The sequence below is a fragment of the Frankia sp. Hr75.2 genome (assembly GCF_949319125.1).
In the GTDB taxonomy this organism is placed as follows: domain Bacteria; phylum Actinomycetota; class Actinomycetes; order Frankiales; family Frankiaceae; genus Parafrankia; species Parafrankia soli.
This window is the reverse complement of the sequence record NZ_CASGGV010000344.1, coordinates 1-26,016: the sequence shown is the minus strand read 5'-3', so window position 1 is coordinate 26,016 and position 26,016 is coordinate 1. Positions and strand designations below refer to the sequence as shown.

Annotated in this window: 22 protein-coding genes and 1 pseudogene; 17 read left to right on the top strand and 6 right to left on the bottom strand. The window is 71.5% G+C overall.

What is annotated here, in order from left to right; genetic code table 11:
• Window positions 1–309 precede the first annotated feature (309 nt).
• Entirely contained in the window at window positions 310–1,074 is a 765-nt protein-coding gene (locus tag AC559T_RS34180) for an SDR family NAD(P)-dependent oxidoreductase (RefSeq protein WP_112105776.1), read from the bottom strand.
• A gap of 516 nt (window positions 1,075–1,590) precedes the next feature.
• On the opposite strand from AC559T_RS34180, the gene AC559T_RS34175 reads away from it, so the two are divergent.
• Together AC559T_RS34175 and AC559T_RS34170 are read left to right on the top strand one after the other, a co-directional pair.
• Window positions 1,591–2,625 carry an NAD(P)H-dependent amine dehydrogenase family protein gene (locus tag AC559T_RS34175; RefSeq protein ID WP_248830713.1) on the top strand — a complete coding sequence of 345 codons (1,035 nt, stop codon included), beginning with the start codon at window positions 1,591–1,593 and terminating at the stop codon, window positions 2,623–2,625.
• A 372-nt stretch (window positions 2,626–2,997) separates the two neighbouring features.
• Complete coding sequence (locus AC559T_RS34170) at window positions 2,998–4,200, top strand: CaiB/BaiF CoA transferase family protein (RefSeq protein WP_112105778.1); 1,203 nt, start codon at window positions 2,998–3,000, stop codon at window positions 4,198–4,200.
• A 26-nt stretch (window positions 4,201–4,226) separates the two neighbouring features.
• Here AC559T_RS34170 and AC559T_RS34165 read toward each other — a convergent pair whose 3' ends face one another.
• Window positions 4,227–4,946 carry an enoyl-CoA hydratase/isomerase family protein gene (locus AC559T_RS34165; protein WP_498871318.1) on the bottom strand — a complete coding sequence of 240 codons (720 nt, stop codon included), beginning with the start codon at window positions 4,944–4,946 and terminating at the stop codon, window positions 4,227–4,229.
• A 234-nt stretch (window positions 4,947–5,180) separates the two neighbouring features.
• On the opposite strand from AC559T_RS34165, the gene AC559T_RS34160 reads away from it, so the two are divergent.
• The 7 genes from AC559T_RS34160 to AC559T_RS34130 all read left to right on the top strand — a co-directional run bounded on the left by AC559T_RS34160 (window position 5,181) and on the right by AC559T_RS34130 (window position 13,578).
• Window positions 5,181–6,776, top strand: a complete 1,596-nt coding sequence (locus AC559T_RS34160; RefSeq protein WP_498871317.1) for an AMP-binding protein — start codon at window positions 5,181–5,183, stop codon at window positions 6,774–6,776.
• 30 nt (window positions 6,777–6,806) lie between these two features.
• Window positions 6,807–7,985: an amidohydrolase family protein gene (locus AC559T_RS34155; RefSeq protein WP_498871316.1), complete on the top strand. Its 1,179-nt coding sequence runs from the start codon at window positions 6,807–6,809 to the stop codon at window positions 7,983–7,985.
• Entirely contained in the window at window positions 7,982–9,415 is a 1,434-nt protein-coding gene (locus AC559T_RS34150) for a FadD3 family acyl-CoA ligase (RefSeq protein WP_498871315.1), read from the top strand. Before AC559T_RS34155 ends, AC559T_RS34150 begins: the two co-directional genes overlap by 4 nt.
• 123 nt (window positions 9,416–9,538) lie before the next feature.
• A complete protein-coding gene (locus AC559T_RS34145) occupies window positions 9,539–11,116 on the top strand; it encodes a methylmalonyl-CoA mutase family protein (RefSeq protein ID WP_248830708.1) in 1,578 nt (525 codons plus the stop codon).
• A complete protein-coding gene (locus AC559T_RS34140; protein ID WP_248830707.1) occupies window positions 11,116–11,517 on the top strand; it encodes a cobalamin B12-binding domain-containing protein in 402 nt (133 codons plus the stop codon). Before AC559T_RS34145 ends, AC559T_RS34140 begins: the two co-directional genes overlap by 1 nt.
• Before the next feature lie 55 nt (window positions 11,518–11,572).
• A complete protein-coding gene (locus AC559T_RS34135) occupies window positions 11,573–12,529 on the top strand; it encodes an LLM class F420-dependent oxidoreductase (RefSeq protein WP_248830706.1) in 957 nt (318 codons plus the stop codon).
• On the top strand, window positions 12,526–13,578 hold the full coding sequence (locus tag AC559T_RS34130) for a CaiB/BaiF CoA transferase family protein (RefSeq protein ID WP_498871314.1): 1,053 nt from the start codon (window positions 12,526–12,528) through the stop codon (window positions 13,576–13,578). The genes AC559T_RS34135 and AC559T_RS34130 overlap by 4 nt, the downstream gene beginning before the upstream one ends.
• Here AC559T_RS34130 and AC559T_RS34125 read toward each other — a convergent pair.
• Complete coding sequence (locus AC559T_RS34125; RefSeq protein WP_498871313.1) at window positions 13,569–14,558, bottom strand: 2Fe-2S iron-sulfur cluster-binding protein; 990 nt, start codon at window positions 14,556–14,558, stop codon at window positions 13,569–13,571. The genes AC559T_RS34130 and AC559T_RS34125 overlap by 10 nt on opposite strands.
• A 114-nt stretch (window positions 14,559–14,672) precedes the next feature.
• On the opposite strand from AC559T_RS34125, the gene AC559T_RS34120 reads away from it, so the two are divergent.
• Genes AC559T_RS34120 through AC559T_RS34110 form a run of 3 tightly spaced genes read left to right on the top strand, consistent with a single transcriptional unit; the run spans window position 14,673 to window position 18,034 of the window.
• A complete protein-coding gene (locus AC559T_RS34120; protein WP_498871312.1) occupies window positions 14,673–16,076 on the top strand; it encodes a class I adenylate-forming enzyme family protein in 1,404 nt (467 codons plus the stop codon).
• Complete coding sequence (locus AC559T_RS34115; protein WP_498871311.1) at window positions 16,054–16,959, top strand: acyl-CoA dehydrogenase family protein; 906 nt, start codon at window positions 16,054–16,056, stop codon at window positions 16,957–16,959. Before AC559T_RS34120 ends, AC559T_RS34115 begins: the two co-directional genes overlap by 23 nt.
• Window positions 16,946–18,034 carry an acyl-CoA dehydrogenase family protein gene (locus AC559T_RS34110; RefSeq protein WP_112105787.1) on the top strand — a complete coding sequence of 363 codons (1,089 nt, stop codon included), beginning with the start codon at window positions 16,946–16,948 and terminating at the stop codon, window positions 18,032–18,034. Before AC559T_RS34115 ends, AC559T_RS34110 begins: the two co-directional genes overlap by 14 nt.
• Before the next feature lie 39 nt (window positions 18,035–18,073).
• Here AC559T_RS34110 and AC559T_RS34105 read toward each other — a convergent pair whose 3' ends face one another.
• Window positions 18,074–18,838 (bottom strand): SDR family NAD(P)-dependent oxidoreductase, encoded by a 765-nt coding sequence (locus AC559T_RS34105; protein WP_071066743.1) that lies wholly within the window; start codon window positions 18,836–18,838, stop codon window positions 18,074–18,076.
• 227 nt (window positions 18,839–19,065) lie between these two features.
• Between AC559T_RS34105 and meaB the strand changes: the two genes are divergently transcribed.
• Complete coding sequence (gene meaB / locus AC559T_RS34100) at window positions 19,066–19,923, top strand: methylmalonyl Co-A mutase-associated GTPase MeaB (protein ID WP_498871310.1); 858 nt, start codon at window positions 19,066–19,068, stop codon at window positions 19,921–19,923.
• A gap of 71 nt (window positions 19,924–19,994) precedes the next feature.
• Here meaB and AC559T_RS34095 read toward each other — a convergent pair whose 3' ends face one another.
• Window positions 19,995–20,687 (bottom strand): TetR/AcrR family transcriptional regulator, encoded by a 693-nt coding sequence (locus AC559T_RS34095; RefSeq protein ID WP_071066759.1) that lies wholly within the window; start codon window positions 20,685–20,687, stop codon window positions 19,995–19,997.
• 393 nt (window positions 20,688–21,080) lie between these two features.
• On the opposite strand from AC559T_RS34095, the gene AC559T_RS34090 reads away from it, so the two are divergent.
• The 4 genes from AC559T_RS34090 to AC559T_RS34075 all read left to right on the top strand — a co-directional run bounded on the left by AC559T_RS34090 (window position 21,081) and on the right by AC559T_RS34075 (window position 25,497).
• On the top strand, window positions 21,081–22,088 hold the full coding sequence (locus AC559T_RS34090) for an acyl-CoA dehydrogenase family protein (RefSeq protein ID WP_498871309.1): 1,008 nt from the start codon (window positions 21,081–21,083) through the stop codon (window positions 22,086–22,088).
• Window positions 22,072–23,247: an acyl-CoA dehydrogenase family protein gene (locus tag AC559T_RS34085; RefSeq protein WP_498871308.1), complete on the top strand. Its 1,176-nt coding sequence runs from the start codon at window positions 22,072–22,074 to the stop codon at window positions 23,245–23,247. Before AC559T_RS34090 ends, AC559T_RS34085 begins: the two co-directional genes overlap by 17 nt.
• Window positions 23,248–23,257: 10 nt before the next feature.
• Complete coding sequence (locus AC559T_RS34080; RefSeq protein WP_248830697.1) at window positions 23,258–24,049, top strand: enoyl-CoA hydratase; 792 nt, start codon at window positions 23,258–23,260, stop codon at window positions 24,047–24,049.
• 221 nt (window positions 24,050–24,270) lie between these two features.
• On the top strand, window positions 24,271–25,497 hold the full coding sequence (locus AC559T_RS34075; RefSeq protein ID WP_071066739.1) for a CaiB/BaiF CoA transferase family protein: 1,227 nt from the start codon (window positions 24,271–24,273) through the stop codon (window positions 25,495–25,497).
• A 284-nt stretch (window positions 25,498–25,781) separates the two neighbouring features.
• Here AC559T_RS34075 and AC559T_RS34070 read toward each other — a convergent pair.
• A pseudogene (locus AC559T_RS34070) lies at window positions 25,782–26,016 on the bottom strand (acyl-CoA dehydrogenase family protein); the annotation flags it as partial.

The following is a 26,016-nucleotide window of genomic DNA, read 5'->3' as shown; positions in this document are numbered from 1 at the left end:
CGCCCAGGAAGCGGTCGGCGTTCCTGCCGGCCGACAAGTATTTAACATTGACGTCGATACCAGCTTCTACTCGAGTCGGTCCAGGGACAGCCCGGCGCCCGTGTCGGGTGCCCCCGGGACGGGCTGCCGCCGGACGCCGCCGGCCGCGGCCCGCCGACACGCTCGGGCGGAGCCGCACAAACACCCCGCAACGTCTGTGACGACACTCTCATGTCGCCGTCGCAGAGGCCAGGAGCTCTCTCGGTAGCTGGTGATCGGCTTGTCGACCGGTGACGCGGTGTCAGCGTCGCCGCCGGCACCGACGCGGTGTCAGCGGGGCGCCATCCGCAGGGCGCCGTCGAGCCGGATGACCTCGCCGTTGAGGTAGGAGTTCTCGAGCAGGTCGGTGGCCAGGCGGCCGAAGTCGGCCGGAGTGCCCAGCCGCTTCGGGTGCGGCACCCCCGCGGCCAGGCCGTCACGGATGTCGTCGCGCAGCCGGCCCAGCATCGGGGTCTCGAACACGCCGGGGGCGATGGTGTTCACCCGGATCGCCCAGCTCGCCAGGTCCCGGGCCGCGACGATCGTCATCCCGCGCACGCCGGCCTTCGCGCTGGCGTAGGCGGTCTGCCCGATCTGGCCCTCGAAGGCCGCGACGGAGGCGGTCAGCACGATCGCGCCGCGGTCGCCGTCGAGCAGCTCCTCGTTCTTCGCCATCCGCTGCGCGGCCAGCCGCACGACGTTGTACGTGCCCACCAGGTTGATCCGGATGACGTCGGCGTAGCTGTCGAGCGGGCCGGCGTTGCCCTGCTTGTCGAGGATGCGGTTGCGGTCGCCGCCCCGGCCGGCGCAGTGCACGACGGCGCGCAGCGGGCCGGCGGTCTCGGCCTCGTCCAGCGCCGCGTCGAACTGCTCGGTGTCGGTGATGTCCGCGGCGACGAAACGCACACCGAGCTCGGCGGCGACGTCCTTGCCCGGCGACGACGGCAGGTCCACGACGGTGACCGCCGCACCGCGCTCCAGCAGGACCCGCACGGTACCCAGGCCCAGGCCCGACGCACCGCCGGTGACCAGAACAGACCTTCCGTTGAGCAGCACGAATCCTCCTGCGCGAGTGTTCGGGATGGCGGCCGTCGAGGTGCCCGTGGTGGCAGCCGCGTCATGAATCACGACGAGTTGGACCCACGACGAGCTGCGCCCATGACAATTCGGCCGTAGTCGCGACAATATTGACGGCCGTGTCAGGCCGAGCCTACGCTGTGGTGCAGAGCACAGACCGCGCCTCGTTCCGCGGTCGACCGGCGGTACGGGCGCCCCGGCCTGGTCGTTCTCCCGTACCCCTGCTCGTCGGCTCCTCGCCGACCCTGTCGGCGCGAGTCGTGTCGGCGCTGGTCTCCGTCGGCCGGCGCGCGGTGGCCGGTGCTCGCATCACATCGTCTGCCATACCGACTCCGGTGTCATATCGACGCGACTGTCACCTGATGCGGCCGTCAACGTCGTCGTCACACCGGAGCGGCCGTCACACGACGCCGCCGGCGCGGCTGTCGAGGGCATGTCGGGCTCGCCGTCATGCCCGAGGCCGCGCGTCCCGGCGTCCAGGAGGGGATGACAACCATGGGGAAGCACAGGGTCGTGCAGTGGGCGACCGGCAACATCGGCACGTACGCGTTACGTGCCGTCATCGAGCACCCTGGCCTCGAGCTGGCCGGTGTCTTCGTGCACTCGGCGGAGAAGGCGGGCCGCGACGCCGGTGACCTCGCCGGCGTCGGCGCGACCGGCGTGGCCGCGACCGCCGACGCCGACGAGGTCCTCGCGCTCGGCGCCGACTGCGTCCTCTACATGCCCAGGTACTTCGACGTCGACGAGGTCAGCCGGATCCTCGCCTCGGGCGCGAACATCGTCACGACCCGCGGCGAGTTCCACCGGCTGGAGGACATCGATCCCGAGGTGCGCAAGCAGGTCGAGGCGGCCTGCGAGCAGGGCGGCAGCTCCATCCACAGCACCGGCAGCAGCCCCGGGTTCATCTCGGAGGCGCTTCCGCTGGTGCTGTCCTCCATCCAGCGCCGGCTCGACCGGCTGGCCATCGCGGAGTTCGCCGACCTGTCACGGCGGGACTCGCCGGGCCTGCTGTTCGACGTGATGGGCTTCGGTCAGGCACCGGGCGAGTTCGACGAGGGCCGCCTCTCCCACGGCAAGACCAGCTTCGGCCCCTCGCTGAACCTCGTCGCCGACGCGCTCGGGATGCCGCTCGACGGGCTGGAGGCCTCCGGCGACGTGGGGACGTCGGCCAAGCCGGTGCACATCGCCGCCGGCACGCTGGAGGCGGGCACGGTGGTCGCCCAGCGGCTGACGGTGTCGGGCCTGCGTGGCGGCCGCGAGGTCATGAGCTTCCGGGCGACCTGGTACTGCACCGCCGACATCGAGCAGGACTGGGACATCCGCGCCACCGGCTGGCACGTCGCCGTCGAGGGTGACGCTCCCCTCGACATCGACCTGCGCTTCCCGATCCCGATGGAGCGCATGGCGGCGGTCGCGCCCGCGTACACCGCCAACCGTGCGGTCAACGCCGTGCCCACCGTCTGCGCGGCCGCGCCGGGCATCCGCACCACGGTCGACCTCCCGCAGATCTTCGCCACCGCGCTCGGATAACCGCGCGGCGCGGCGCGGTTTCCGGGACGCGGCACCCGGGTGCGCGGCGTGGTTGGGCTCGACGTCGGCGGGGCGCGATCGGGCGGGTCGGCGGCCGCCGAGCGCCCCCGCCGGCGGGGGCACCGGTTCGTTCTCGCCGACCGGACGGTTGATTCGCTTGTCTCGAGAATGTAACTTTCAGTCATCCTTTCCGGGCATCGGGAGGTGGCGGCGGTCCGCGCCCCCACCACCCGGCGACGTCGACCCGGCCGGCGCGACCGCGCGGGACGACGCGCGGGCGTTCGCGCACCGGCTCCGACGGCGGGTGCCCGGGAGTCGGCGCCGTGGGCTGGAGGAGCACATGAAGCACAGGACGATCGCGCGGGCGGCCGCATGAAGCCGCTCGAGGGGATCCGGGTTCTCGAGGTGGCGATGTACGGCTTCGTGCCGTCCGCGGGCGGCGTGCTCGCCGACTGGGGCGCCGAGGTCATCAAGGTCGAGCACGCCGTCACCGGCGACCCGCAGCGCGGGCTGAAGCAGACCGGCAATCTCAAGGTCGGCGACGGCCCGAACCCGAACATCGAGCACGCGAACCGCGGCAAGCGCAGCCTCGGCCTCGACATGTCGAAGCCGGAGGGCAAGGCGGTCCTCGAGGAGCTGATCCGGCGCGCGGACGTGTTCCTGACCAGCTTCCTGCCACGCTCGCGCCGCAGCCTCGGCATCGACGTCGAGGACGTCCGCGCGATCAACCCGAAGATCATCTATGCTCGCGGGAGCGCGTTGGGCCCGCGCGGGGTGGAGTCGGAGAAGGGCGGCTTCGACATGACCGCCTTCTGGGCGCGTGCCTCCTGCGCGGCCAGCATCACCCCCCGCAGCCGCGACGGCATGACGCCGCCGCCCGGTCCGGCCTACGGAGACACGATCTCGGGCACGAACCTCGCCGGCGGGATCGCGGCGGCCCTGTTCCGGCGGGAGCGCACCGGCGAGCCGTCCGTCGTCGACGTCTCACTGCTGGGCAGTGGGCTGTGGGCGATGGGGCAGTCGATCGCCCTGTCGCTCCTGCTCGACGAGCCGCTGGTGGCCCCCGAGCCCGGCTCGCTCGCCTCGCCCAACCCGCTGTCCGCGCTGTACCGGACCTCCGACGGCCGGTTCCTCTCGCTGGTCATGCTGCAGGCCGGCCGGTACTGGCCGGACGTCTGCCGGCACATCGACCGGCCGGAGCTGGCCGACGACCCGCGGTTCGCCTCCGCCGAGCTGATCGCGGCCAACGCCGAGGAGGCGGTGAAGCTGCTCAGGGAGGCGTTCGCCGCCCGCACCCTGGCGGAGTGGACCGAGCGGCTGGCCACGCTGTCCGGGCCGTGGGCCCCGGTACAGGACTCGTTGCAGGTGGGCGGCGACGCTCAGATCCGGGCGAACGAGTACCTGCTCCCGGCCGGGGAGATCGAGCTCGTCTCCAGCCCGGTCCAGTTCGACGTGTCCGCCCCCGAGCTCGGACCCGCCCCCGAGTTCGCCGCCCAGACCGAGGAGATCCTCATGGAGCTGGGTCTGGACTGGGACCGCATCATCGAGCTCAAGGGCGCCGGCGCGGTCACCTGAGCCTGCCGCCCGCGACAGCGACAGCTTCAGCGGGTGCGCTTCGTCGCCCGCTCGACGGCTGCCCAGTGCTCGTCGGCCACCCACAGCCGGGCGAAGGTGCGGGCCGACTCCTCGGCGCCGACCCCGCCGTTCATGACGTACTTGATCGCCCGGGCCGGGGGAGTGGCGAGCGACCTCGCCAGCGCGCGCCAGCCCGCGTCGAACTCTGCGCGGGGCAGGACCCGGTCGAGCAGGCCGAGCCGCTCCGCCTCGGCCGCGCCGAGGGTGACACCGGTGCCGGCGAGCAGCAGCGCCCGGCCCCGCCCGACCAGGTCCGCCAGGCGCTCGGCGCCGCCCCAGGCGGGCATGATCGCCAGGGTCGACTGGGTGAAACCGATCTTGATGTCGTCGGCGGCGACCCGGATGTCCGCGGCCACCGCGACCTCGGCGCCCCCGCCCAGCGCGTGCCCGTTGAGCGCGGCCATGACCGGGGCGGGGAAGTCCGCGATCCGGTCGCAGATCTGGCGCATCCGCAGCGCCATGCCGGTGGCCTCGTCCTCGGTGCGCAGTGCGGCGAGCTCCTTGAGGTCGCCGCCCGAGACGAAGGCCCGGTCGCCGGCGCCCCGGACGACGAGCGCGCCCGCGCCCGCGGCGGCGTCCAGCGCCTTCTCCAGCTCGCCCATGGTCGCCAGCGAGATGGCGTTGCGCGCCTCCGGCCGGTCGATGGTGATGACGGCGAGCCCATCATCCAGCTCAAGATCAATCACGGGCGCGACTCCACGGCTCAGGAACGGTCCACGGCCAACGAGCGGCCGAGAATTCGATTCTTTGTAATGAAGAGTACCATTCCGGCCTGCTGGCAGGGGTCTGTCGGCGGCGTGCACGGTCGTCCCGCCACCCCGTCCGCAGATGCCGCTGTTGTGGTCGGTCGCGGGGAGAGGTGGAACTTGTCCTCTCTGCCTGAGAGAGTCTAGGTATCGTCAGAGATCGGAGCTCGCGTCATGCGCACGATCCCACCTGAGCTGGTCAAACGGTACGAGGACGAAGGGTGGTGGACGCCCGAGACGCTGGGCGGCCTGCTCGCCGCCGGCCTCGACGCGACCCCCGACGCGGAGTTCCGCGTCCACTCGGCGGTCCGGCCGTGGTCCGGGACGTTCCGCGACGTCGAGCAGGTCGCCCGCCGGCTCGCCGCCGGGCTGCGGGCCCGCGGCGTCGGCCCCGGTGACGTCGTCGTCTTCCAGCTGCCGAACTGGATGGAGGCGGCCGCCGTCTTCTGGGCGTCCTCCTTCCTCGGGGCGGTTGTGGTTCCCGTCGTGCACTTCTACGGGCGCAAAGAGCTCGGCTACATCCTGGAGCGGACCTCACCCAAGGTCTTCGTCACCGCCGAGGGCTTCGGGCGGATGGAGTACCAGCCCGACCTGAGCCGGGACGTCCCCGTCGTCGGCGTGGTCGGCCGCGACTTCGACGAGCTGCTCGCCGACGCCCCGCTGCCCGGCGTGATCGCCACCGATCCGGCCGCCCCGGCGGTGATCGCGTTCACCTCGGGAACCACCCGTGACCCCAAGGGGGTCATCCACACCCATCAGACCCTCGGCTTCGAGACGCGCCAGCTCGCCGGCCTCTACCCGCCGGACCGCGGCCGCCAGCTCACCGCCGCGCCGGTGGGGCACTTCATCGGCATGCTGAACGCGTTCCTGATCCCCGTCCTGGACGGCCGGCCGATCAACCTGGCCGACGTCTGGGACCCGGCCCGGGCCCTGGAACTGATGGTGAGCGACGGGCTGACCGTCGGCGGCGGCGCCACCTACTTCGTGACGAGCCTGCTGGACCACCCGAGCTTTTCGCCCGAGCAGCACCTGCCGGCGATGAAGTACGCCGGGCTGGGCGGGTCGTCCGTCCCAGCGGCGGTCACCACCCGGCTGGACGAGCTCGGCATCACCGTCTTCCGGTCCTACGGCAGCACCGAGCATCCGTCGATCACCGGCTCGCGCCACACCGCGCCGGCGGAGAAGCGGCTGTTCACCGACGGTGACCCGCTGCCCGGGGTGGAGATCCGGCTCGACGCCGACGGCGAGATCCTCAGCCGCGGCCCGGACCTCTGCCTCGGCTACCTCGACGAGGCCCTGACCGAGCAGGTCTTCGACGCCGACGGTTGGTACCGCACGGGCGATGTCGGTGTCCTCGACGCCGACGGCTACCTGACGATCGTCGACCGCAAGGCGGACTTCATCATCCGCGGCGGGGAGAACATCAGCGCGCTCGAGGTCGAGGAGGTGCTGCTCACCATGCCCGGGGTCGCCGAGGTCGCGGTGGTCGCGGCCCCCGACGTCAGGCTCGGCGAGCACGCCGCCGCGATCCTGCGGCTGCAGCCCGGGAGCGAGTTGCCCACCCTGGAGGAGGTGCGCGCGCACTTCGCGCGGGCCGGTCTGGCCCGGCAGAAGTGGCCCGAGGAGCTTCGCGCGATCGAGGACTTCCCCCGGACACCCAGCGGTAAGATCCAGAAGGTCGTGCTCCGGCGGGAGCTGCGCGCCGTCCCGCAGGGAGACCGTCAGGGGGACCCATCGGGACACATTGCGGCTGGGCAGGGAAGAGAATAGGGTTCTCCTTATCAGTAAGGGAGGATCTCAATGTCTACGCGAGTGCCGCCGTACCCGATCTTCGACGCGGACAACCACCTGTACGAGACCCAGGACGCGTTCACCAAGTACCTGCCCGAGGAGTTCAAGGGCGCGATCCGGTACGTCGAGGTGGACGGCCGGACCAAGATCGCTGTCCGGGGTCACATCAGCGAGTACATCCCCAATCCGACCTTCGAGGTCGTCGCCCGGCCCGGTGCGCAGGAGGACTACTTCCGCATCGGCAACCCGGAGGGCAAGTCCTACCGGGAGATCATCGGCAAGCCGATGCGCTCGATCCCGGCCTTCCGTGAGCCGAAGTCCCGCCTCGAGCTCATGGACGAGCAGGGCATCGAGCGGACGCTGATGTTCCCGACGCTCGCGAGTCTGCTCGAGGAGCGGATGAGCGACGACCCGGAGCTGACCCACATCGTCATCCACGCGCTCAACGAGTGGCTGTACGAGACGTGGCAGTTCAACTACGAGAACCGGATCTTCACCACTCCGGTGATCACGCTGCCGATCGTCGAGAAGGCGATCGAGGAGCTGGAGTGGGTCGTCGAGCGCGGAGCGAAGGCGATCCTGATCCGTCCGGCGCCGGTCCCCGGGTTCAGTGGCTCGCGGTCGTTCGGCCTTCCGGAGTTCGACCCGTTCTGGGAGAAGGTCGTCGAGTACGACCTGCTGGTCGCGCTGCACTCCTCGGACAGCGGCTACAGCCGGTACACCGACGACTGGGAGAGCAATAAGCGCGAGTTCCTGCCGTTCCAGCCGGACGTCTTCCGGATGATCGGCCAGTGGCGTCCGATCGAGGACTCGGTGGCCGCGCTGATCTGCCATGGCGCGCTGTCCCGGTTCCCCACCCTGAAGATCGCCGTCGTCGAGAACGGCGCCTCCTGGGTCGGCCCGCTGATCAAGACCCTGAAGGACGTCTACAAGAAGTACCCGCAGCAGTTCGCCGAGGAGCCGGTGTCGGTGCTGCGGCGCAACGTGCACATCAGCCCGTTCTGGGAAGAGAACATGGCCGACCTCGCCGAGCTGCTCGGCGTCGAGCGGGTGCTGTTCGGCTCGGACTTCCCGCACCCCGAGGGCCTCGGTGACCCGGCGAGCTTCGTCGACGAGCTCAAGAACCTCACCGACGAGGAGAAGGCCCTGATCATGGGCGGAAACCTGGCCAGGCTGATCTCGGGATGAAATGGGAAACCATCCCGGAGATGGTGCTGAGCGCGGCCGACCGCTTCGACGACGCCGAGGCGGTCGTCGACGGTGCGCTGCGCCTCACCTACACCGAGCTGGTCGACCGCATCCGTGTCGCCGCGGGCTCGTTCGCGGCGGCGGGGGTGGGCAAGGGCGACCGGGCCGCGATCTGGGCGCCGAACTCCGCCGAGTGGATCATCGCGGCCTTCGGGCTGCTGACCGCCGGTGGGGTTCTGGTGCCGGTGAACACCCGGTACAAGGCGGAGGAGGCCGACGACATCCTCCGCCGGAGCGGGGCCAGGATGGTCCTGGTCCAGGAGGGTTTCCTCGGGCAGGTCTACGCCGGCACCACCTGTGTCCCCGCGGTCGACATCAAGTCGGGCTTCCTGTCGAGCGGCGCGCCGCTCGACAGGCCGGTGGGCCAGGACGGCGACGAGACCGCCGACATCCTGTTCACCTCGGGCACGACCGGGCGTCCCAAGGGCGTCATGATGAACCACCGGCAGACGCTGCGGCTGTACGAGGAGTGGTGCGAACTCGCCGACCTGCGCGAGGGCGACCGCTACCTCTGCGTGAACCCGTTCTTCCACAACTTCGGGTACAAGGCGGGCCTCGTCGCGGCGCTCATCCGCGGCGCGACGATCGTGCCGATGGCGGTCTTCGAGATCGACAAGCTGATCGAGCTGGTCGAGCGCGAGAAGATCACGATGCTGCCCGGCCCGCCGACGCTCTACCACTCGCTGCTGGCGGTGCCGGACAAGACCGCGCTGGCCTCGCTGCGGTGCGCCGTCACCGGGTCGGCCGACATCCCCGTCGAGCTGATCCGGCGGATGCGTGACGAGCTGCCGTTCCGGTCGATCATGACCGGCTACGGCCTCACCGAGGCGGGGACGGCGACCGCGTCGAGGCCGGGCGACTCGTTCGAGGACATCGCGACCACGGTCGGCACCGCCTGTGACGGTGTCGAGGTGGCCGTCGCCGACGACGGCGAGGTGCTCGTCCGCGGGTACACGGTGATGCAGGGTTACCTCGACGACCCGGCCGCCACCGCCGAGGCGATCGACCCCGACGGCTGGCTGCACACCGGTGACCTCGGCACGCTCGACGAGCGGGGGCACCTGCGGATCGTCGGCCGCAAGAAGGACATGTTCATCGTCGGGGGCTTCAACGCCTACCCAGCCGAGATCGAGGGGTTCCTGCTCGAGCACCCCGCGGTCGCGCAGGCGGCCGTCATCGGCGTCCCGGACGAGCGGATGGGCGAGGTCGGCAAGGCCTTCGTCGTCCGGCGCGCCCCGGTCACCGCGGACGAGCTGATCACCTGGAGCAAGGGCAGGATGGCGGGGTTCAAGGTGCCGAGGACGGTGGAGTTCCTCGAGAGCCTCCCGCTGAACGCCTCGGGAAAGGTGATGAAGGACCACCTGCGGTGACCAGGTGTCCGGGTCCCACACGCGCCGCCGGCAGGCGGCGCGCGGCCGGCACCCGGTGAGCGCCGCGGCCCCGGGCCCGGGGCCGGTGTCGACGTTCCGTCTTCAGAAAGTGTCGAAGCGACGATGAGCGATTCTGCCCAGACCAACTCCGGCCTGCCGGTGGAGCCGGTGTACGGGCCGGCGGACCACGCCACCGAGCCTCCCGCGCCGGGCAAGTTCCCGTTCACCCGGGGTAACTACGCCGCCGGGTACCGCGGGCGCACGTGGACGTTCCGCCAGTACTCCGGCTTCGGTACCGCCGAGGAGTCCAACAGCCGGTACCGCTACCTGCTGGAGCAGGGCGGCACGGGCCTGTCGGTGGCCCTCGACCTGCCCACCCAGTGCGGGTACGACTCCGACGACCCGGAGGTGACCGAGGAGGTCGGCCGGGTCGGCGTCGCGGTCGACACGCTCGCCGACGCCGAGGTGCTCTTCGAGGGCATCCCGCTGGACAAGATCAGCACCAGCTTCACGATCAACGGCACCGCCGCGATCCTGCTGGCCTTCTACGTGGCGGCCGCGGAGCGCTCCGGCGTGCCCCGGGCCAAGCTGACCGGGACGATCCAGAACGACATCCTCAAGGAGTACGCCTCCCGCGGGACGTGGATCTGGCCGCCGGAGCCGTCGCTGCGCCTGATCGCCGACACCATCGAGTTCTGCGCCGAGGAGGTGCCGCGCTTCAACGCGATCTCGGTCGCCGGCGCGCACTTCCGGGACGCCGGCGCCAACGCGGTGCAGGAGATGGCGTTCACCCTCGCCGACGGCGTCACCTACTGCGACACGGTGATCGAGCGCGGTCGGCTGTCGATCGAGAAGTTCGCGCCGCAGGTGTCGTTCTTCTTCTACACCCACGGAGACTTCTTCGAGGAGATCGCCAAGTACCGGGCGGGCCGGCGGCGGTGGGCGACCATCGTCCGGGAGCGCTACGGCGCGACCGCCGACAAGGCGTCGATGTTCCGCTTCGGCTGCGTGGCCGGCGGGGCGTCGCTGTACGCGCCGCAGGCGCAGAACAACATCGTCCGGGTCGCGTACGAGGCGATGGCGTCGGTGCTCGGCGGCGTGCAGTCGATGTTCACCGCGGCCTGGGACGAGCCGTTCGCGCTGCCCAGCGAGGAGTCGGCGACGCTCGCGCTGCGCACCCAGCAGATCCTCGCCTACGAGACCGGCGTGACCCGCACCGCCGACCCGCTCGGCGGCTCGTACTTCGTCGAGGCGCTCACCGACGCCACCGAGGCCCGCATCATCGAGATCATGGACGACCTCGAGCAGCACGGCGGCATGGTCCGCGCGATCGAGGACGGCTATCTCCAGGGCATGATCGCCGACGAGGCGTACAAGCTGCACCAGGACATCGAGAACGGAACGGTGCCGATCGTCGGCGTGAACCGGTTCGTCTCCGACGAGCCCGCGCCGGACCTCGCCACCTACGAACTGGACGCCGAAGGCCGCGAGCGGCAGCTGAAGCGGCTGGCGAAGGTCAAGGGCGAGCGCGACGCCGCGGCCGTCCGGGCCAGCCTCGACGCGCTGGCCCGCGCCGCGGAGGGGAATGGGAACCTGATGCACAACCTGATCGACTGCGCCAACGCCTACTGCACCGTGGGCGAGATGGTCGCCACCCTCAAGAACGTCTGGGGCGAGTTCCAGCAGCCGGTGGTGTTCTGATGCCGGCGCGGGTACTGGTCGCCAAGCCCGGCCTGGACGGGCACGACCGCGGGGCCAAGATCGTCGCGCGGGCGCTGCGCGACGCCGGCTTCGAGGTCGTGTTCACCGGCATCCGGCAGCGCGTCGAGGACATCGTGACCATCGCGCTGCAGGAGGACGTCGCGGTCGTCGGGCTGAGCATCCTCTCCGGCGCGCACATCGCGCTGACCACGCGCACCATCGAGGCGCTGCGGGCGGCGGACGCGTCCGACATCGCCGTCGTCGTCGGCGGCACCATCCCGCCGGCGGACGTCCCCAAGCTGCTCGAGGCGGGCGCCGCCGGGGTGTTCCCGACCGGCACCCCGCTCGAGCAGCTGGTCACCGAGGTCCGCGCGCTGACCTCGACACCCACCCCGTCCTGATCCGGGGCACGGGCGCAGCGAGACATCGGAAACATTCGAGACCTGGAGGGGTCCAGTGCGGGTCGGCGTGATGATCGGACCGGAGCGGGGTGACTCCGCGCGCAAGGTCGGGCGGATGATCGACGACGTGTTGTGGGCCGAGAGCGCGGGGATGGACACCGCCTGGATCCCCCAGGTGCCCTCGGACTTCGACGCCCTGATCGCCGTCTCGCTGATGGGCGCGCGCACGGAGCGGATCGAGCTGGGCACGGCGGTCGTCCCGCTGCAGGCCCAGCACCCGGTGGCGCTGGCGCGCCAGACGCTGTCCGCGCAGGCGGCGACCAACGGGCGGCTGGCGCTGGGCGTCGGGCCGTCGCACCACTGGATCGTGCGGGACATGCTCGGCCTGCCCTACGACAAGCCGGCGGCGTTCACCCGGGACTACCTCCAGGTTCTCCAGGTGGCGCTGCACGGGCCCGGCCCGGTGGACGTCGAGAACGACACGTTCCGGGTGCACAACCCGCTGGAGATCGGCCCGATCGCCCCGCTGCCCGTGTTCGTGGCCGCGCTCGGCCCGGTCATGCTGCGCATCGCCGGCGAGCACGCCGACGGGACGGTGCTGTGGCTGGCCGACGAGCGCGCCGTCGCCGACCACGTGGCGCCCCGGATCACCAAGGCCGCCCAGGAGGCGGGCCGCCCGGCGCCGCGGATCGTGGCGGGCATCCCGGTCTGCCTGTGCGCGCCGGGAGACGTCGACAAGGCCCGGGAGCGGGCGAACCGCATCCTCGGCGAGGCCGAGGTCTCCCCGAACTACCAGCGGCTGCTCGACCAGGGCGACGCGACGAGCGTCGGCGACCTGTGCGCGGCCGGCGACGAGGCGGCCATCCTCGCCCGGTTCCGGCAGTTCGCCGACGCGGGGGTCACCGACCTCTCCGTGCGGCTGCTGCCCATCGGCGAGAACCGGGACGAGCTGGTCGCGTCCAAGCGCCGGACCCGGGAAGTGATCGCCGCCCTCGCGGCGGAAGTGAGATGAGCGCCGGACCGCTCGACGGCATCCGCATCCTCGAGGTCGGCCACATCCTCGCCGGCCCGTACGCGACGATGGTGCTCGCCGACCTCGGCGCGGAGGTCACCAAGCTCGAGCCGCCGGGCGGAGATCTCTCCCGGCAGGTGAGCGACGCCTACTTCGCCAGCATCAACCGTGGCAAGCGCAGCATCCGCCTCGACCTGACCAGCGAGGACGGCCGGGCCCGGCTCGGCGAGCTCGCCGCCGACGCGCACGCGCTGCTGGTCAACCTCAAGCCGTCGGCGATCCGCCGGTTCGGCCTGACCTACGAGGACCTGCGCAAGTACAACGAGAAGCTCGTCTGCGTCGCGCTGACCGGCTTCGGCCTGTCGGCGGGTGACGACCCGGCGTTCGACTACGTGATCCAGGCTGCCACGGGCATCGCCGCGCTCACCGGCGACCCGGACGGCCCGCCGACGCTGCCCGGCTACTCCTCGGCGGACAACTCCGCCGGCCTCACCGCCGCGGTCGCGCTGCTGGCCCAGATCGTCTCCGGCCGCGGCGGCCAGCTCGAGGTCTCGCTGCGCGACGTGATGCTCTCCCAGCTCAACTACCGCGCGGCGGCCTACCTCAACGACGGGGTCGAGCCGCGCCGGCTGCCCTTCGGCGCGCACTCCTACTACGTCCCCGCCCAGCTCTTCCCGACCGCGGACGGCTACCTCGCCCTGTTCGTCACCCACGACGGCTTCTGGCGCTCGTTCGCCACCGAGGCGGGGGTGAGCGGCTTCGCGACGATGGCCGAGCGCGCGGCGCGCCGCGAGGAGGTTCTCGCGGTGGTCACCACGGCCCTCGCCGCGGACACCGCCGCGAACTGGGAGGACCGGCTGCGGCGGCTGGGTGTGCCGGCGGCGAAGGTGCGCACGCTGCCCGAGGCACTGGCGGCCACCCCCGAGGTCGTGGTGACCGCCGGCGACTTCCGGCTCGTCGGCAGCCCGATCCGCGTAGCGGGCTACGAGCCCGTCTACGGGCCGCCGCCTCGCCTGGGCGAGCACGGCGGCCTCGCCGATCATTCGTAGCGGACGACCGTCGAGCCCGAGTCGGGCACTCCCTGGCAGGTCAGGATGTAGCCGTCGTCGATCTCGTCCTGGGTGAGGGCATCGTTGACCCGCATCGTCGCGGTGCCCTGCTCCAGCTTCGCGATGCAGGTGGCGCAGGTCCCGGATTCACAGGAGAACGGCGGGGCGAGGCCGCCGCGCCGCGCGCTTTCGAGAAGGGTCTCGCCCTCGCGCCTGGATACGGAGATCTTCTTCCGGCCGAGGAAGATGGTGACGGTTCCCTCGACCTCCTCACCGGCGGGCTCGGCGCTGGCCGGTGTGCCGAAGCGTTCGACGAAGACCCGCCCCGGCCCGGGAAACGCGCTCTCGACGAGATCCATGAACGGCTCGGGGCCGCAGATGTAGCAGTCGGCGTTGCCGTCGGCGCCGACGAACGCCTTGACGGCGGCGTCATCGAGGAATCCGCTGTCCGCGTCGAGGTGGCGCACGACGGAAAGGCGGTCCGGGTACTTCTCGACAAGCTCCGCGAGCGCCCGCTCGAAGATCATTGACGGCTTGTCGCGGTCGGCGCACAGCAGCCGGACAGTGCGGTCCGTGTTCGACAGCGCGCTCTTCGCCAGCGAGATGATCGGAGTGATTCCACTGCCGCCACAGAAACCCAGCAGGGGGACGTCGGTCTCCTGGAGGCAGAAGATGCCCTTGGGCTCGGTGACCTCGACCTCGTCGCCCGCGGTGACGTTGTCGATCAGCCAGTTCGACACCCGGCCGCCCGGCACCCGCTTGACCGTGGTCATGAGCTCGGAGTCGGTCTCCGGGGCGCTGGACATCGAATACGAGCGCAGGAGCTCCTCGCCGTCGATCTGCACTCGGAAGGTGACGAACTGACCGGCCCGGTACGTGAACGATCCCTCGCGCGGAGCGAGCACGAAGGTACGCGCATCGGCGGTCTCGTGAACGGTCCGGGTGACGGTCGCCCTCTGGAACAGAGGGGCTCTCGGCATCGACGGCCTCCTTCTGGTATGAAGATTCTGCTGGAGTGAGAATATAATTTCCGCAGCACCTGCGTCGTCCCGTGCCCGCCTCCGCGTTGACGTGACCGTCCGAAAGGAGCGGCAGTGAGTGACCGCCCCGCGCTCGTCTTCGAGGAACAGCGGTACAGCCTGGAGCGACTCGACGCGCTGACCGACGGGCTGGCCACGGGATTGGCGAAACATGGAGTCCGGGCTGGGGAACGCGTCGCACTGATGGCCTCGAACCGGCCGGAGTTCGTACTGGCCGTCCGGGCTGTCTGGCGACTGGGCGCGGCTATCGTACTGCTGAGTCCGTCCTGGCGGCGGGCCGAGATCGAGCACGCGCTGGCCGTCACCGAGCCCGCGCATGCCGTCGGTGACCAGGACGCGCTGGCCGAGCTGCTGCCGATGTGGCACCTCGACGAGCCGATCGGCGCGGGGGAGGGGCCGTTCCCGACACCGGACCCGCACGCCGACGCGCTACTGGTCTTCAGCTCCGGCACGACCGGCCTGCCGAAGGCCGCCCGGCACACGCGGGCCTCGTTCGGCGCGGCCGTCGGGCACTGGCGCGACGCACTCGGTCTCACCGCCGCGGACCGCGTCCAGATCACCACCCCGCCCTCGCACATCCTCGGCCTGCTCAACATCGTCACCGCCCTGGAGACCGGCGCCTGGATGCGGCTGCACCGCCGGTTCGACCTCGAGCTGATGCTGCGCTCGATCGAGACCGACCGGATCACCGTCGAGATGGCCGTCGCGCCGATCGCGCTGGCCATCGCCGCCCACCCCACGCTGGAGTCCTTCGACCTGTCGTCGCTGCGGTACATCATGTGGGGCGCGACACCGGTGACGGCCAGCGTCGCCGAGACCGTCACCAGACGCACGGGCGTCGGCTGGGCGCCCGCCTACGGGGCCAGTGAGCTGCCGGTCATCGCCTGCAACCCGCTCGAGGGGGCCCGGCTCGACAGCGTCGGCCGGGCCGTCCCGGGCGTGCGGCTGCGGGTGGTCTCGCTGGAGAGCGGAGTGCCGGTCGGCCCCGGCGAGACCGGCGAGATCCAGGCCCGCGCGGAGTCGCTGATGGCCGGCTACCTGCCCGCCGAGGCGACGGCGGACGCGTTCGACGACGGCTGGTACCGCACCGGCGACGTCGGCAACCTCGACGCGGACGGGTGGCTCCGGCTCACCGACCGGGTCAAGGAGATGGTCAAGGTGCGCGGCTTCCAGGTCGCGCCCGCCGAGGTCGAGGGTGTGCTGCACGCGCACCCCGCGGTCGCCGACTGCGCCGTGTTCGGCCTCCCCGACACGGCCGACGGCGAGGTGCTCGTCGCGGCCGTCGTGACGAGTACCCAGGTCGACCCGGCGGAGCTCGTCGCGTGGGTGGGCGAACGGCTCGCCTCCTACAAGCGGCCCCGCCGGATCGAGCTCGTGGAAGAAATCCCCCGCCTGCCCTCGGGCAAGGTACTGCGGCGAGTCCTCAAGGAGCGCTATGGACGTACGTCTGACGACTGAGCAGCGGGAGCTGCGCGAGGCGGCCGCCCGGCTGGCCGACGACCTCGGCCCGGGATCCGTCATCGATCTCGACGACGCCGACCGCGCGGCGCGGCTGGAGAAGGCGGTCGCCGCCACCGGGTGGCGCTCGCTGCGCTCCGACGGCGCCTCCGGGGTCGAGGTCGCCCTCGTCGTGGAGGAGTTCGCCCGCGGCCTGGTCGACGTCCCCTTCCTCGGGCCCGTGCTCGCCGACGACCTGCAGGCCAGGTCCGGCGCGGCGGCCGAGTCGGTGGCGCTCGCCGTCGGCGGCGAGGCGGTGGACGCCCGCGGCCTGAGCGCCGCCCTGCGCCTGGTCGACAACCGGGTCGAGACGACCGGCGTCGGCGAGCCGGTGTTCGGGATCGACCTCACCCGGACGAACGCCGCCGTCACCGACCCCGTCACCGCGGTCGGGGAGCTCGCGGCGGACGCCGCGCAGCGCTGGCAGGCGCTGGCGCTGGTCGTCACCACGGCCGACATCCTCGGCGCCGCCCGCGGCGCGCACGCGCTGGCCTGCGACTACGCGAAGGTACGCACCCAGTACGGCAAGACGATCGGGTCGTTCCAGGCGGTGGCCCACCTGCTCGCCGAGAGCCTCGCGCTGATCGAGGGCTCGGTCAGCATCCTGCGCTACGCCGCCTGGGCGGTCGACGAGCTGGATCCGGCGGAGGCGCTGCGGGCCGGCCGGTTCGCGAAGGTCTACACCGAGCGCGCCGCGCGGACCATCTGCGAGACGTCGATCCAGGTGCACGGCGGCATCGGCAACACCTGGGAGTGCCTCGCCCACGTCTTCCTGCGCCGCGCGCTGACGTCCGGCGCGCTGTTCCCCGTCTCTCTGGAGGAGATCGACCTTGGACTTTCGTGACTCGCCGGAGGAGGCCGCCTTCCGCACGCGGCTGCAGGACTGGCTCGCCGAGAACGCGAAGAAGTTCCCGACGTCGGGTGACGAGTACTGGGCCAAGGCGGCGCAGTGGCACCAGGCCCTTTACTCGGGCGGGTTCTTCGGGACCTCCTGGCCGAAGGCGTACGGCGGCCAGGAGCTGCCACCCGTCTACGACGTGATCGTCGACGAGGAGCTGGCCCGCGCCGGCGCGCCGGCGCGGCCGAGCCTGGGCTACCTGGTCATCGGCCTGGGCCGGCACGGCAGCGAGGAGCTGCGGCAGCGGTTCCTGCCGGGCATGATCAACGGCACCGAGCGCTGGTGCCAGGGCTTCAGCGAGCCCGGCGCCGGCTCCGACCTGGCCTCCCTGACCACGACGGCCACCCTGGAGGGCGACCACTACGTCCTCAACGGCCACAAGATCTGGACGAGCTACTCCGATGACGCCGACTGGTGCCTCGTGCTCGCCCGCACCGACCCGGACGCCCCACGGCACAAGGGCATCTCCGGATTCATCGTGAACATGCACCAGCCGGGCATCGAGCAGCGCCCGCTGCCGATGATCAGCGGGGTGACCAAGGAGTTCGGCCAGGTCCTGTTCGACGGCGCGACGGTGCCGGCCGACCAGATGGTCGGCGCGCCCGGCGAGGGCTGGAAGCTGGCCATGACGGTCGTCAGCCACGAGCGGGAGCCCTCGACGCTGGGCTTCACCGCGCGGTACGGAAAGACCGTGCGCAACCTGGCGGCCCGCCTGGACGGGGAGCCGTCGGAGTCGCTGCGGTGGGCCGCCGTGCAGACCGAGATGCTGCGCCTGCACGTGCGCCGGCGGCTGTCCGAGCAGCTCGACGGGCTCAGCCACGGCCCGGACGGCTCGCTGGACAAGCTGTTGATGACCTGGGTCGAGCAGTCGGTGGGGCACGCGTCGCTGGACGCGGGCGGCACTCGCGACGCCGAGCTGCTGGGCACCTACCTCTACAGCCGCTCGCAGAGCGTCATGGGCGGTACGTCGCAGATCCAGAAGAACATCATCGCGACCCGCATCATCGGTCTGCAGGCCTGACCCGGGACGGGTGCCTGCCGCCGGTCGGCGGTGCGGGGACTACTTCGGCGGGAAGCGCAGCGCGCCGTCGAGGCGGATGACCTCGCCGTTGAGGTAGTCGTTGGTGATGAGCTGCTCGGCGAGCGAGGCGTACTCGGGCGACTGGCCCATCCGCTTCGGGAAGGGGACCTGCGGGCCCCAGTAGGCCTCCAGCTTCTCCCCGGCCTTGCCGTAGGCCGGGGTCAGGATCGTGCCCGGAGCGATCGCGTTCACGCGGATACCCAGCGGCGACAGGTCACGCGCGGCGACCAGCGTCATGGAGATGACGCCACCCTTGGCGGCGGAGTAGGCGATCTGGCCGATCTGCCCCTCGAAGCCGGCGATCGACGCGGTGTTGACGATGACGCCCCGGGCGCCGCCCTCGAGCGGCTCCTCCTGGGCGATGGCGGCCGCCACCAGCCGGGTCACGTTGAACACCGCGGTCAGGTAGTACGTGACGGTCGTGGTGAAGGCGTCCAGGCTGTGCGGCGAGCCGTCCTTGCCGACGAGCCGACCGCCGCCGGCCGGGCCGCCGTGGGTGTCGACCGAGATCCGCAGCGGGCCCAGCGTCTTGGCCTCGGCGATCGCGGCGAGGATGTCCTCCTCCGAGGTCGCGTCCACGTGGACGTAGCGGATGCCCAGCTCGGACTCCAGCGCCTTGCCCTTCTCGTCCGCGACGTCGGCCACGACGACCTTCGCGCCCGCGGCGTGGAGACGGCGGACGGTGGCCTCCCCGAGGCCGCCGGTTCCACCGACGACGAGGGCGGAGTTTCCGCTGATCTGCATTAAGGTTTCCCTCTCTTGCTAGCCGCACTTTCGATCTGGAAGACTAACATTCTCATGAATGCGATCACGATCAAGAGCGCAGCCGCTTCGGTCGATGTGCGGCCCCGGATCTCGCGGGCCGTCTGTTCTGGTGCACACGTCGGTTCCGTCGGGGCCGCCGGCGTTACCGGCCGTGGCACGTCCCCAGCCGGCCCGCACATCGGACCCCGGTGAACATTCTGGAGACTGTGGCCGCCGCGCGCGCTGGTTCACTGCGCGCCGTCGGCCGGTTGCTGAGTCAGGTCGAGGGCGCCGGCCGTGACCAGGTGCTGGCGGCCCTCGAGCCGGCCACCGCCCGGGTGATCGGCGTGACGGGCCCGCCCGGCGCGGGCAAGTCGACCACGATCGGCGCGCTCGTCGGCGCCTACCGGGAGCGCGGCCTGCGGGTCGCGGTGCTCGCCGTGGACCCGTCCTCGCCCTACAGCGGCGGGGCGCTGCTCGGCGACCGGATCCGGATGGCCTCGCACACGAACGACCCCGACGTCCTCATCCGCTCGCTGGCCGCCCGCGGCCACCTGGGCGGGCTCGCCGCGGCCGTGCCGGCCGCCGTACGGGTGCTCGCCAACCTGGCCTACGACCTGGTCCTGGTGGAGACGGTCGGGGTCGGCCAGTCCGAGATCGAGATCGCCGCCGTCGCCGACCCGACGATCGTCGTGCTGACGCCGGGCGCCGGCGACGCCGTCCAGGCGGCCAAGGCGGGCCTGCTGGAGGTCGCCGACCTGCTGGTCGTCAACAAGGCCGACCGCGACGGCGCCGACCAGACCGTGCGTGACCTGCATCTTGAGGTCGACGCCCCGATCCTCACCCTCGTCGCGTCCAAGGGGGAGGGCCTGGCCGCGCTGGTCGAGGCGATCGACGCCCACCACCGCGCCGACACCCTCGCCCGCCGGACGGCCCGCGCGCACGCCCAGATCCTCTCGCTGGCGCAGACCCGCCTACGGGAGCACCCGGATCTCGGCCGGCTCGCCGACGAGGTGGCCAACGGCCGGCGCGATCCCTACGCGGCGGCCGAGCTGCTGCTCGGCGGCCTGCCCGAGAAGGCCTGACGGCGCGGAGAAAGACCTTCTCGGCGGCGGGCGACGCGGCGTATCGCCCGGCCGTGTCCAGGCGGATCCGATCAGGTGGTCTGCACACCACCGGTGAAACCGGTGAGGCAGAAATCCCACACTTCCTCGACGGTGATCGGATGTACGTTCTCGTCCTCGGACACCCCGTTGGACTGGGCCAGGAACATGACGGTCTGCATCACCATCGCGGCGGCGCGGCGTGGCTTGAGATCGGGGCGCAACTGACCGGCCGCGGCGGCCCTCGTCATCATGTCGGTGATCAGGGCGAGCAGCGGCGCGTGCGCGACCTTGACCTCGGCCGGGTGCGAGACCAGCAGCTGCGGGGCGAAGTCGGTGAACAGGGGCCGCTGCTGGCGGGCCCGGTCGGAGTGGCTCTGCTCGTACAGCAGGCGGACGGTGATCCTGAGCTGGCCCAGCGGGTCGGGCTCCGCGGCGGAGGCCTCGCGGATCTGCCGGGCGGACTCGTTGAGGGCGTCCTCGAACAGGGCGAGCAGGAGCTCGTGCTTGCCGCTGAAGTGCTGGTAGAAGCTGCGCAGCGACTGGCGTGACCGGTCGACGACCTCCTGCACGGTGAGGTCGATCGAACCCTTCTCGGCGATGATCGCCTGGGCCGCGTCAAGGAACTGGACGACACGCTGCTCGGCCCGGAGCTTGGCCGCCCGGGTCGAGCGCTCGACGGCACGCTGCTTCCAGGCCGGCTCTTCGGTCGGCGTGATCACGGGCAGCTCCGTCTTCTGTGCCATGTACAGAAAGTACTGCACTGCTGCGCAGACATACTGCTAACACAGCAGGTGGACCCACTCCGGTGCCGTCGAGATCATAGCTATCGATCAATGAGAATGATATTCTCGCACCTGTTCGGCGTGAAGGACCACAGGAGTGGTCCATACGTGACCTGGCACGTGCAAACCGACTCTGGGATGTTGGAAGGGCCGGCGGGGGTCGTCGGTCCCTCCGCGCGCACCGGGCCGGCAGGTGTGCCGTCCCCGGGGTGTTGTCGGGCAGTGTGTGCTCTCAAGGAGCCGATGTGACGATCTTCGCTGACCCGCGTGGCGGCACGGGAGGCCCGGCCGTGGCGCCCACCGCCCGCCCCGCCGCGGCCGGCACCGCCGCCGCCGCGAGCCCGGGAGGGCGAGATGCTCTTTGAGTTCGACTCCGACCAGCGGCTGTGGCAGAAGACGATCCACGAGGTCCTGGTCAAGGAATGCCCGCCGGCGCTGATCCGCGGGATCGCCGACGAGGGCGCCGACCCCGCCCCGCTGTGGCGGGTCTACGCCGACCTCGGCTGGACCGAGCTGACCGAGCCCAGCGAGGCCGTGGAGCTGGCGATCGTCCTCGAGGAGCTCGGCTGGGCGACCGACCCGACCCCCTATCTGGCGACGATGACCTGGTTCGCCCCGCTCGCCCCGCTCGCCCCGGGGGTCGCCGAGGGGGGCCAGACCGGCAGCGCCGTCCTGGACGGCGTGTCCGCCCGGCGTGACCGCGACGGCTGGGTCCTCAGCGGCGTTTCGCGGTACGTCCTCGACGGTGACCGCGCCGACCGGCTGGCCGTCGTGACCGACGCGGGGGTCTTCATCGTCCCCGCGGCTGATGCGCGGGCCACCCGGGTCGACGTCTTCGACCCCACGCTGCACATCGCAGAGGTCTCGCTGCCCGGCGTCCGGGTCGGTGACGACGCGCGCACGGGCGCCGATCCACGGGCGGCCCGGGACCTGGCGCTCACCGGGCTGGCCCTCACGATCGTCGGGGCCTGCCGCCGTGTCCTGGAGCTGACGCTCGACCACGTGCGCACCCGCGAGCAGTTCGGCGCGCCGATCGGGTCGTTCCAGGCCGTCAAGCACAAGGCGGTGGACATGCACGTGGCGCTGGAACGCGCCCGCGCGCTGGCCTACTTCGCGGCGCTGACGATCGCGGCCGACGACCCGCGCCGCCGGCTCGCCGCCTCCATGGCCAAGGCCGCCGCCGGCGAGTGCCAGTCGGTGGTGTTCCGCAACGGCCTGCAGCTTTTCGGAGCCATGGGCTTCACCTGGGAGAACGACCTGCAGTTCGCGCTCAAGCGGGCAGTCGCCGGCGAGCTGCTGCTCGGCGGCGCCGCCGAGCACCGGGCGCTGATCGCCGAGGAGTACCGTGCAGCTCACGTTTGATGCCGACGTCGAGAGGTTCCGGGCCGAGTTCGTGGCCTTCCTGGACGCGAACCTGCCCAGCGAGGCCGAGACCGGCGAGCGCGCCTACTCCAGCGCGCACGTCCCCGAGTGGGCGCGGCGCTGGCAGCGGCTGCTGTTCGACTCCGGTTGGCTGCTGCCGGGCAACCCGCCGGAGTTCGGCGGGCGCAACGCCTCGATCCTCGAGCAGTACGTCCACCTCGAGGAGCTGGACCGCCGGCGCATCTACCACAGCTTCAACCCGCAGGGGCTCGGCATCATCGCCGCCTCGCTGCTGTCGTTCGGCTCCGAGGAGCAGAAGCGTCGCTGGGCGGTGCCGATCCTGCGGGTCGAGATCACCGCGGCGCTCGGGATGAGCGAGCCCGGCGCCGGCTCCGACCTGGCCTCGCTGCGCACCCGGGCGGTGCTCGACGGCGACCACTTCGTGGTGAACGGGCAGAAGATCTGGACGTCCGGTGCCCACGACGCGGACGTGCTGCTCACCTTCGTCCGCACCGACCCGGACGCGCCCAAGCACAAGGGCATCAGCGTGCTGCTGATCCCCACCGACACCCCCGGCGTCACCCGCCGGCCCTTCGGCTCCCTGATCGACCGCGACGACGTCGACTTCAACGAGGTCTTCTTCGACGACGTCCGGGTGCCGGCGGAGAACCTCGTCGGTGCGCTGAACAACGGCTGGCACGTCGCGAACGGCTCGCTCGGCCACGAGCGCACCCTGCTGTGGCTGAGCTTCGCGCTGCGGCTGGAGGAGCTCGCGCGCGACTTCCGTCCCGTCGACGCGCTCGACCGCGACGCGTACGCACGCCTCGTCATGGACGCGCAGGCGCTGCGGCTGCTCGGTTCGGCGGCGCTGGCGCGGGCCGCGCGCGGCGAGCAGGACGTCGCCGCGCTGTCCGTTCTGAAGCTGCTCGGGTCGGAGGCGGTGCAGAAGGCCTCGGAGCAGGCGATGGAGTCAGCCGGGGTGGCAGCACTCGAGCATCCCGGGATGACGGCGCCTTACGCTCATCTCAATCTCGAGGCGTTCTCCGCCGGGTGGTTCGAGCGCTACGCGAGGTCCTTCGCCGGGACCATCGCCGGTGGCACCTCGGAGATCCAGCGCACGATCGTCGCCGAGCGTGTACTCGGTCTGCCGCGAAGCTGAGGAGCCAGCCTTGTTAGTCCTATACGACGTCGCCGACGGGATCGCGACGATCACGCTCAACCGCCCCGAGGTCGCGAACGCGCAGAACGGACCGCTCCTCGAGGAGCTCGACGCGGCGTGGACGAAGGCGGCGGCCGACAAGGACGTGGCGGTGATCGTGCTGCGCGCGGAGGGGAAGCACTTCTCCGCCGGGCACGACCTGAAGTCCGGTCAGCCGCTCCCCGATAAAATCACCCTGGAGATGCTCTACGAGCTGGAGGCACGGCGCTACCTGGAGTTCTCGCTCCGGTGGCGCAACGTTCCCAAGCCGTCGATCGCGGCGGTGCAGGGGCGCTGCATCTCGGGCGGGCTGCTGCTGTGCTGGCCGTGCGACCTGATCATCGCGGCCGAGGACGCGCTGTTCTCCGACCCCGTCGTCGCCATGGGCATCGGCGGTGTCGAGTACCACGGGCACACCTGGGAGCTCGGCCCGCGCAAGGCCAAGGAGATCCTCTTCACCGGGCGCGCGGTGACGGCCACCGAGGCCGAGAAGATCGGCATGGTCAACAAGGTGGTGCCCCGCGACCAGCTCGACACCGAGACCCGCGCGCTGGCCCAGCACATCGCGACGATGCCCAGCTTCGGGCTCCGGCAGGCCAAGCGCGCGGTCAACCAGACCCTCGACGTGCAGGGCTTCTACGCCGCGATCCAGTCGGTGTTCGACGTCCACCAGACCGGGCACGGCAACGCGCTGAGCGTCAGCGGATGGCCGGTCCTGGTCAACCTGGACCAGATGAAGTCAGCGATCAAGAAGGCCGACTAGGCCTGACCGGCCGGCCCGGAACAAGGCCGACCGGTCTGGTGGGCCGGTTCGGACCAAGGCCGACCAGGGTTCGGCGGGCCGGTCCGGCGCAACAAGGTCAACGGAGCCGGTCTGCCGGCCCGAGACACAGCCGACGGCGGCGGGCAGGGGCGCGTGACGGCCCCGCCCGCCGCCTTTAGCCGCGCGTCGCCCGCCGACGCCGGCACAGCCCGGGAGGCAGCATGACCGCAACGGACGAACGCACCCTCGGCGGCACCGCGGGCGGCGGGCCGCGCCCGCTGGAGGGGCTGCTCGTCGTCGGTCTCGAGCAGGCCGTTGCGGCACCGATCGCCACCCGGCACCTCGCGGACATGGGCGCCCGGGTGGTGAAGGTCGAGAACCCGCGCGGCGGGGACTTCGCGCGCCACTACGACGGCGCGCTCAACGGGATGGCGGCCCACTTCGTGTGGGTCAACCGCGGCAAGGAGTCGCTGACCCTCAACCTCACCGACCCGCGGGGAGCCGAGGCGCTCGAGCGGCTGCTGGGCCGGGCCGACGTCCTCATCCAGAACCTCGCCCCCGGGGCGGCGGCCCGGCGCGGCCTGGCCGCCGAGCAGGTGGTCGCCCGCCATCCGCGGATGGTCGCGGTCGACATCTCCGGCTACGGCGAGGGCGGTCCGCTGTCCCACAAGCGGGCCTACGACCTGCTGGTGCAGTCCGAGGGCGGGTCGTGCTCGGTGACCGGCGAGCCGGGCCGGCCGGCCAAGGCAGGCATCCCGATCATCGACCTCGCCACCGGGATGTACGCCCTGAGCTCGATTCTCGCGGCCCTCTACGCCCGCCGGGAGACCGGGCGCGGCTCGGCGATCTCGCTCAGCCTCTTCGACGTCGTCACGGAGTGGATGGGCTACTCCCTCAACTTCACCATGGGCACCGGTGTCGAACAGCAGCCGGCCGGGGTGGGCTCGCCCGCCGTCGCGCCCTACGGCGCCTACCCGACGGCGGACGGCCAGACCGTCGTCCTCGGCACCACCAACGACCGGGAATGGCAGCGGCTGGCCCGCACCGTCCTCGACCGGCCCGACCTGGCGGACGACCCGGCCTTCGCCGGCAACGCCGACCGGGTGCGCGAACGCGCCCGCCTCGACGAGGTGATCATCGCCTGGTCGAAGAGCGTCACCCTCGTGGAGGCCCAGGAGATCCTGGACAACGCCGAGCTCGGCAACGCCCGCCTCAACGGTGTCCAGGACGTCCTGGACCACCCGCACCTGCGTGAACGCGACCGCTGGCAGGAGGTCTCGACCCCCACCGGCACCGTCCAGGCGCTGCTGCCCCCGCCGATCGCCGCCGAGTGGACGCCCCCGATGGGCGCGGTCCCCGCCCTCGGTGAGCACACCGACGCCCTCCTCGCTGAGCTGGGCTACCCGACCGAGGAGATCGCCGCCCTGCGCCGCGACCGGGTGGTGTAACACTCGCCCCGCACCCGAGAGTACGGGTGCGGATCGCCACCTTTCGGGCAAAACACTCGAAGCTCCGGGTAGCCTGCTCGCCCTTTCGTTTCGTCCTCGCCGTTTCGGGGGTCGATCCCGGGGGAATCCGGTCCGAAAGGGCGAGAAGGAGAGTAAAGGGCGAGCAGGCTGGCCCCGGAACCCCCGCGCCGGCTTCCGCGGAGCATCCACCCGGAAAGCCGAAGGGCCTTCTCGCGGGAACCGGAACGGTTCCCGCGAGAAGGCCCTTCGGCTTTTTCGACCTGTCAGAGGTTGACCAGGCGTGGGGCGTGGTTGTTCTGGCGGATGTGGGCGCCGGCCTGGCGGGTGAGGTCGCGGGTGCTGCCGAGGAGGCCGTCGAGGGTGAGGATGCGGCGGAGGTGGTGGTGGAAGTCGTGTTCGGCGGTGAAGCCGATGCCGGCGAGGACCTGCTGACAGTGGCGGGCGGCGTCGAGGGCTGCCTTGCCGGCGGCTGCCTTGGCGAGCAGGGCGGTGAGCGCA

What these genes read in the sequence shown, in the direction of transcription:
- AC559T_RS34175 (WP_248830713.1), top strand. Translation starts at nt 1,591, where the DNA reads ATGGGGAAGCACAGGGTCGTGCAGTGGGCGACCGGCAACATCGGCACG.
- AC559T_RS34170 (WP_112105778.1), top strand. Translation starts at nt 2,998, where the DNA reads ATGAAGCCGCTCGAGGGGATCCGGGTTCTCGAGGTGGCGATGTACGGC.
- AC559T_RS34160 (WP_498871317.1), top strand. Translation starts at nt 5,181, where the DNA reads ATGCGCACGATCCCACCTGAGCTGGTCAAACGGTACGAGGACGAAGGG.
- AC559T_RS34155 (WP_498871316.1), top strand. Translation starts at nt 6,807, where the DNA reads ATGTCTACGCGAGTGCCGCCGTACCCGATCTTCGACGCGGACAACCAC.
- AC559T_RS34150 (WP_498871315.1), top strand. Translation starts at nt 7,982, where the DNA reads ATGAAATGGGAAACCATCCCGGAGATGGTGCTGAGCGCGGCCGACCGC.
- AC559T_RS34145 (WP_248830708.1), top strand. Translation starts at nt 9,539, where the DNA reads ATGAGCGATTCTGCCCAGACCAACTCCGGCCTGCCGGTGGAGCCGGTG.
- AC559T_RS34140 (WP_248830707.1), top strand. Translation starts at nt 11,116, where the DNA reads ATGCCGGCGCGGGTACTGGTCGCCAAGCCCGGCCTGGACGGGCACGAC.
- AC559T_RS34130 (WP_498871314.1), top strand. Translation starts at nt 12,526, where the DNA reads ATGAGCGCCGGACCGCTCGACGGCATCCGCATCCTCGAGGTCGGCCAC.
- AC559T_RS34125 (WP_498871313.1), bottom strand. Translation starts at nt 14,558, where the DNA reads ATGCCGAGAGCCCCTCTGTTCCAGAGGGCGACCGTCACCCGGACCGTT.
- AC559T_RS34115 (WP_498871311.1), top strand. Translation starts at nt 16,054, where the DNA reads ATGGACGTACGTCTGACGACTGAGCAGCGGGAGCTGCGCGAGGCGGCC.
- AC559T_RS34105 (WP_071066743.1), bottom strand. Translation starts at nt 18,838, where the DNA reads ATGCAGATCAGCGGAAACTCCGCCCTCGTCGTCGGTGGAACCGGCGGC.
- AC559T_RS34095 (WP_071066759.1), bottom strand. Translation starts at nt 20,687, where the DNA reads ATGGCACAGAAGACGGAGCTGCCCGTGATCACGCCGACCGAAGAGCCG.
- AC559T_RS34090 (WP_498871309.1), top strand. Translation starts at nt 21,081, where the DNA reads ATGCTCTTTGAGTTCGACTCCGACCAGCGGCTGTGGCAGAAGACGATC.
- AC559T_RS34075 (WP_071066739.1), top strand. Translation starts at nt 24,271, where the DNA reads ATGACCGCAACGGACGAACGCACCCTCGGCGGCACCGCGGGCGGCGGG.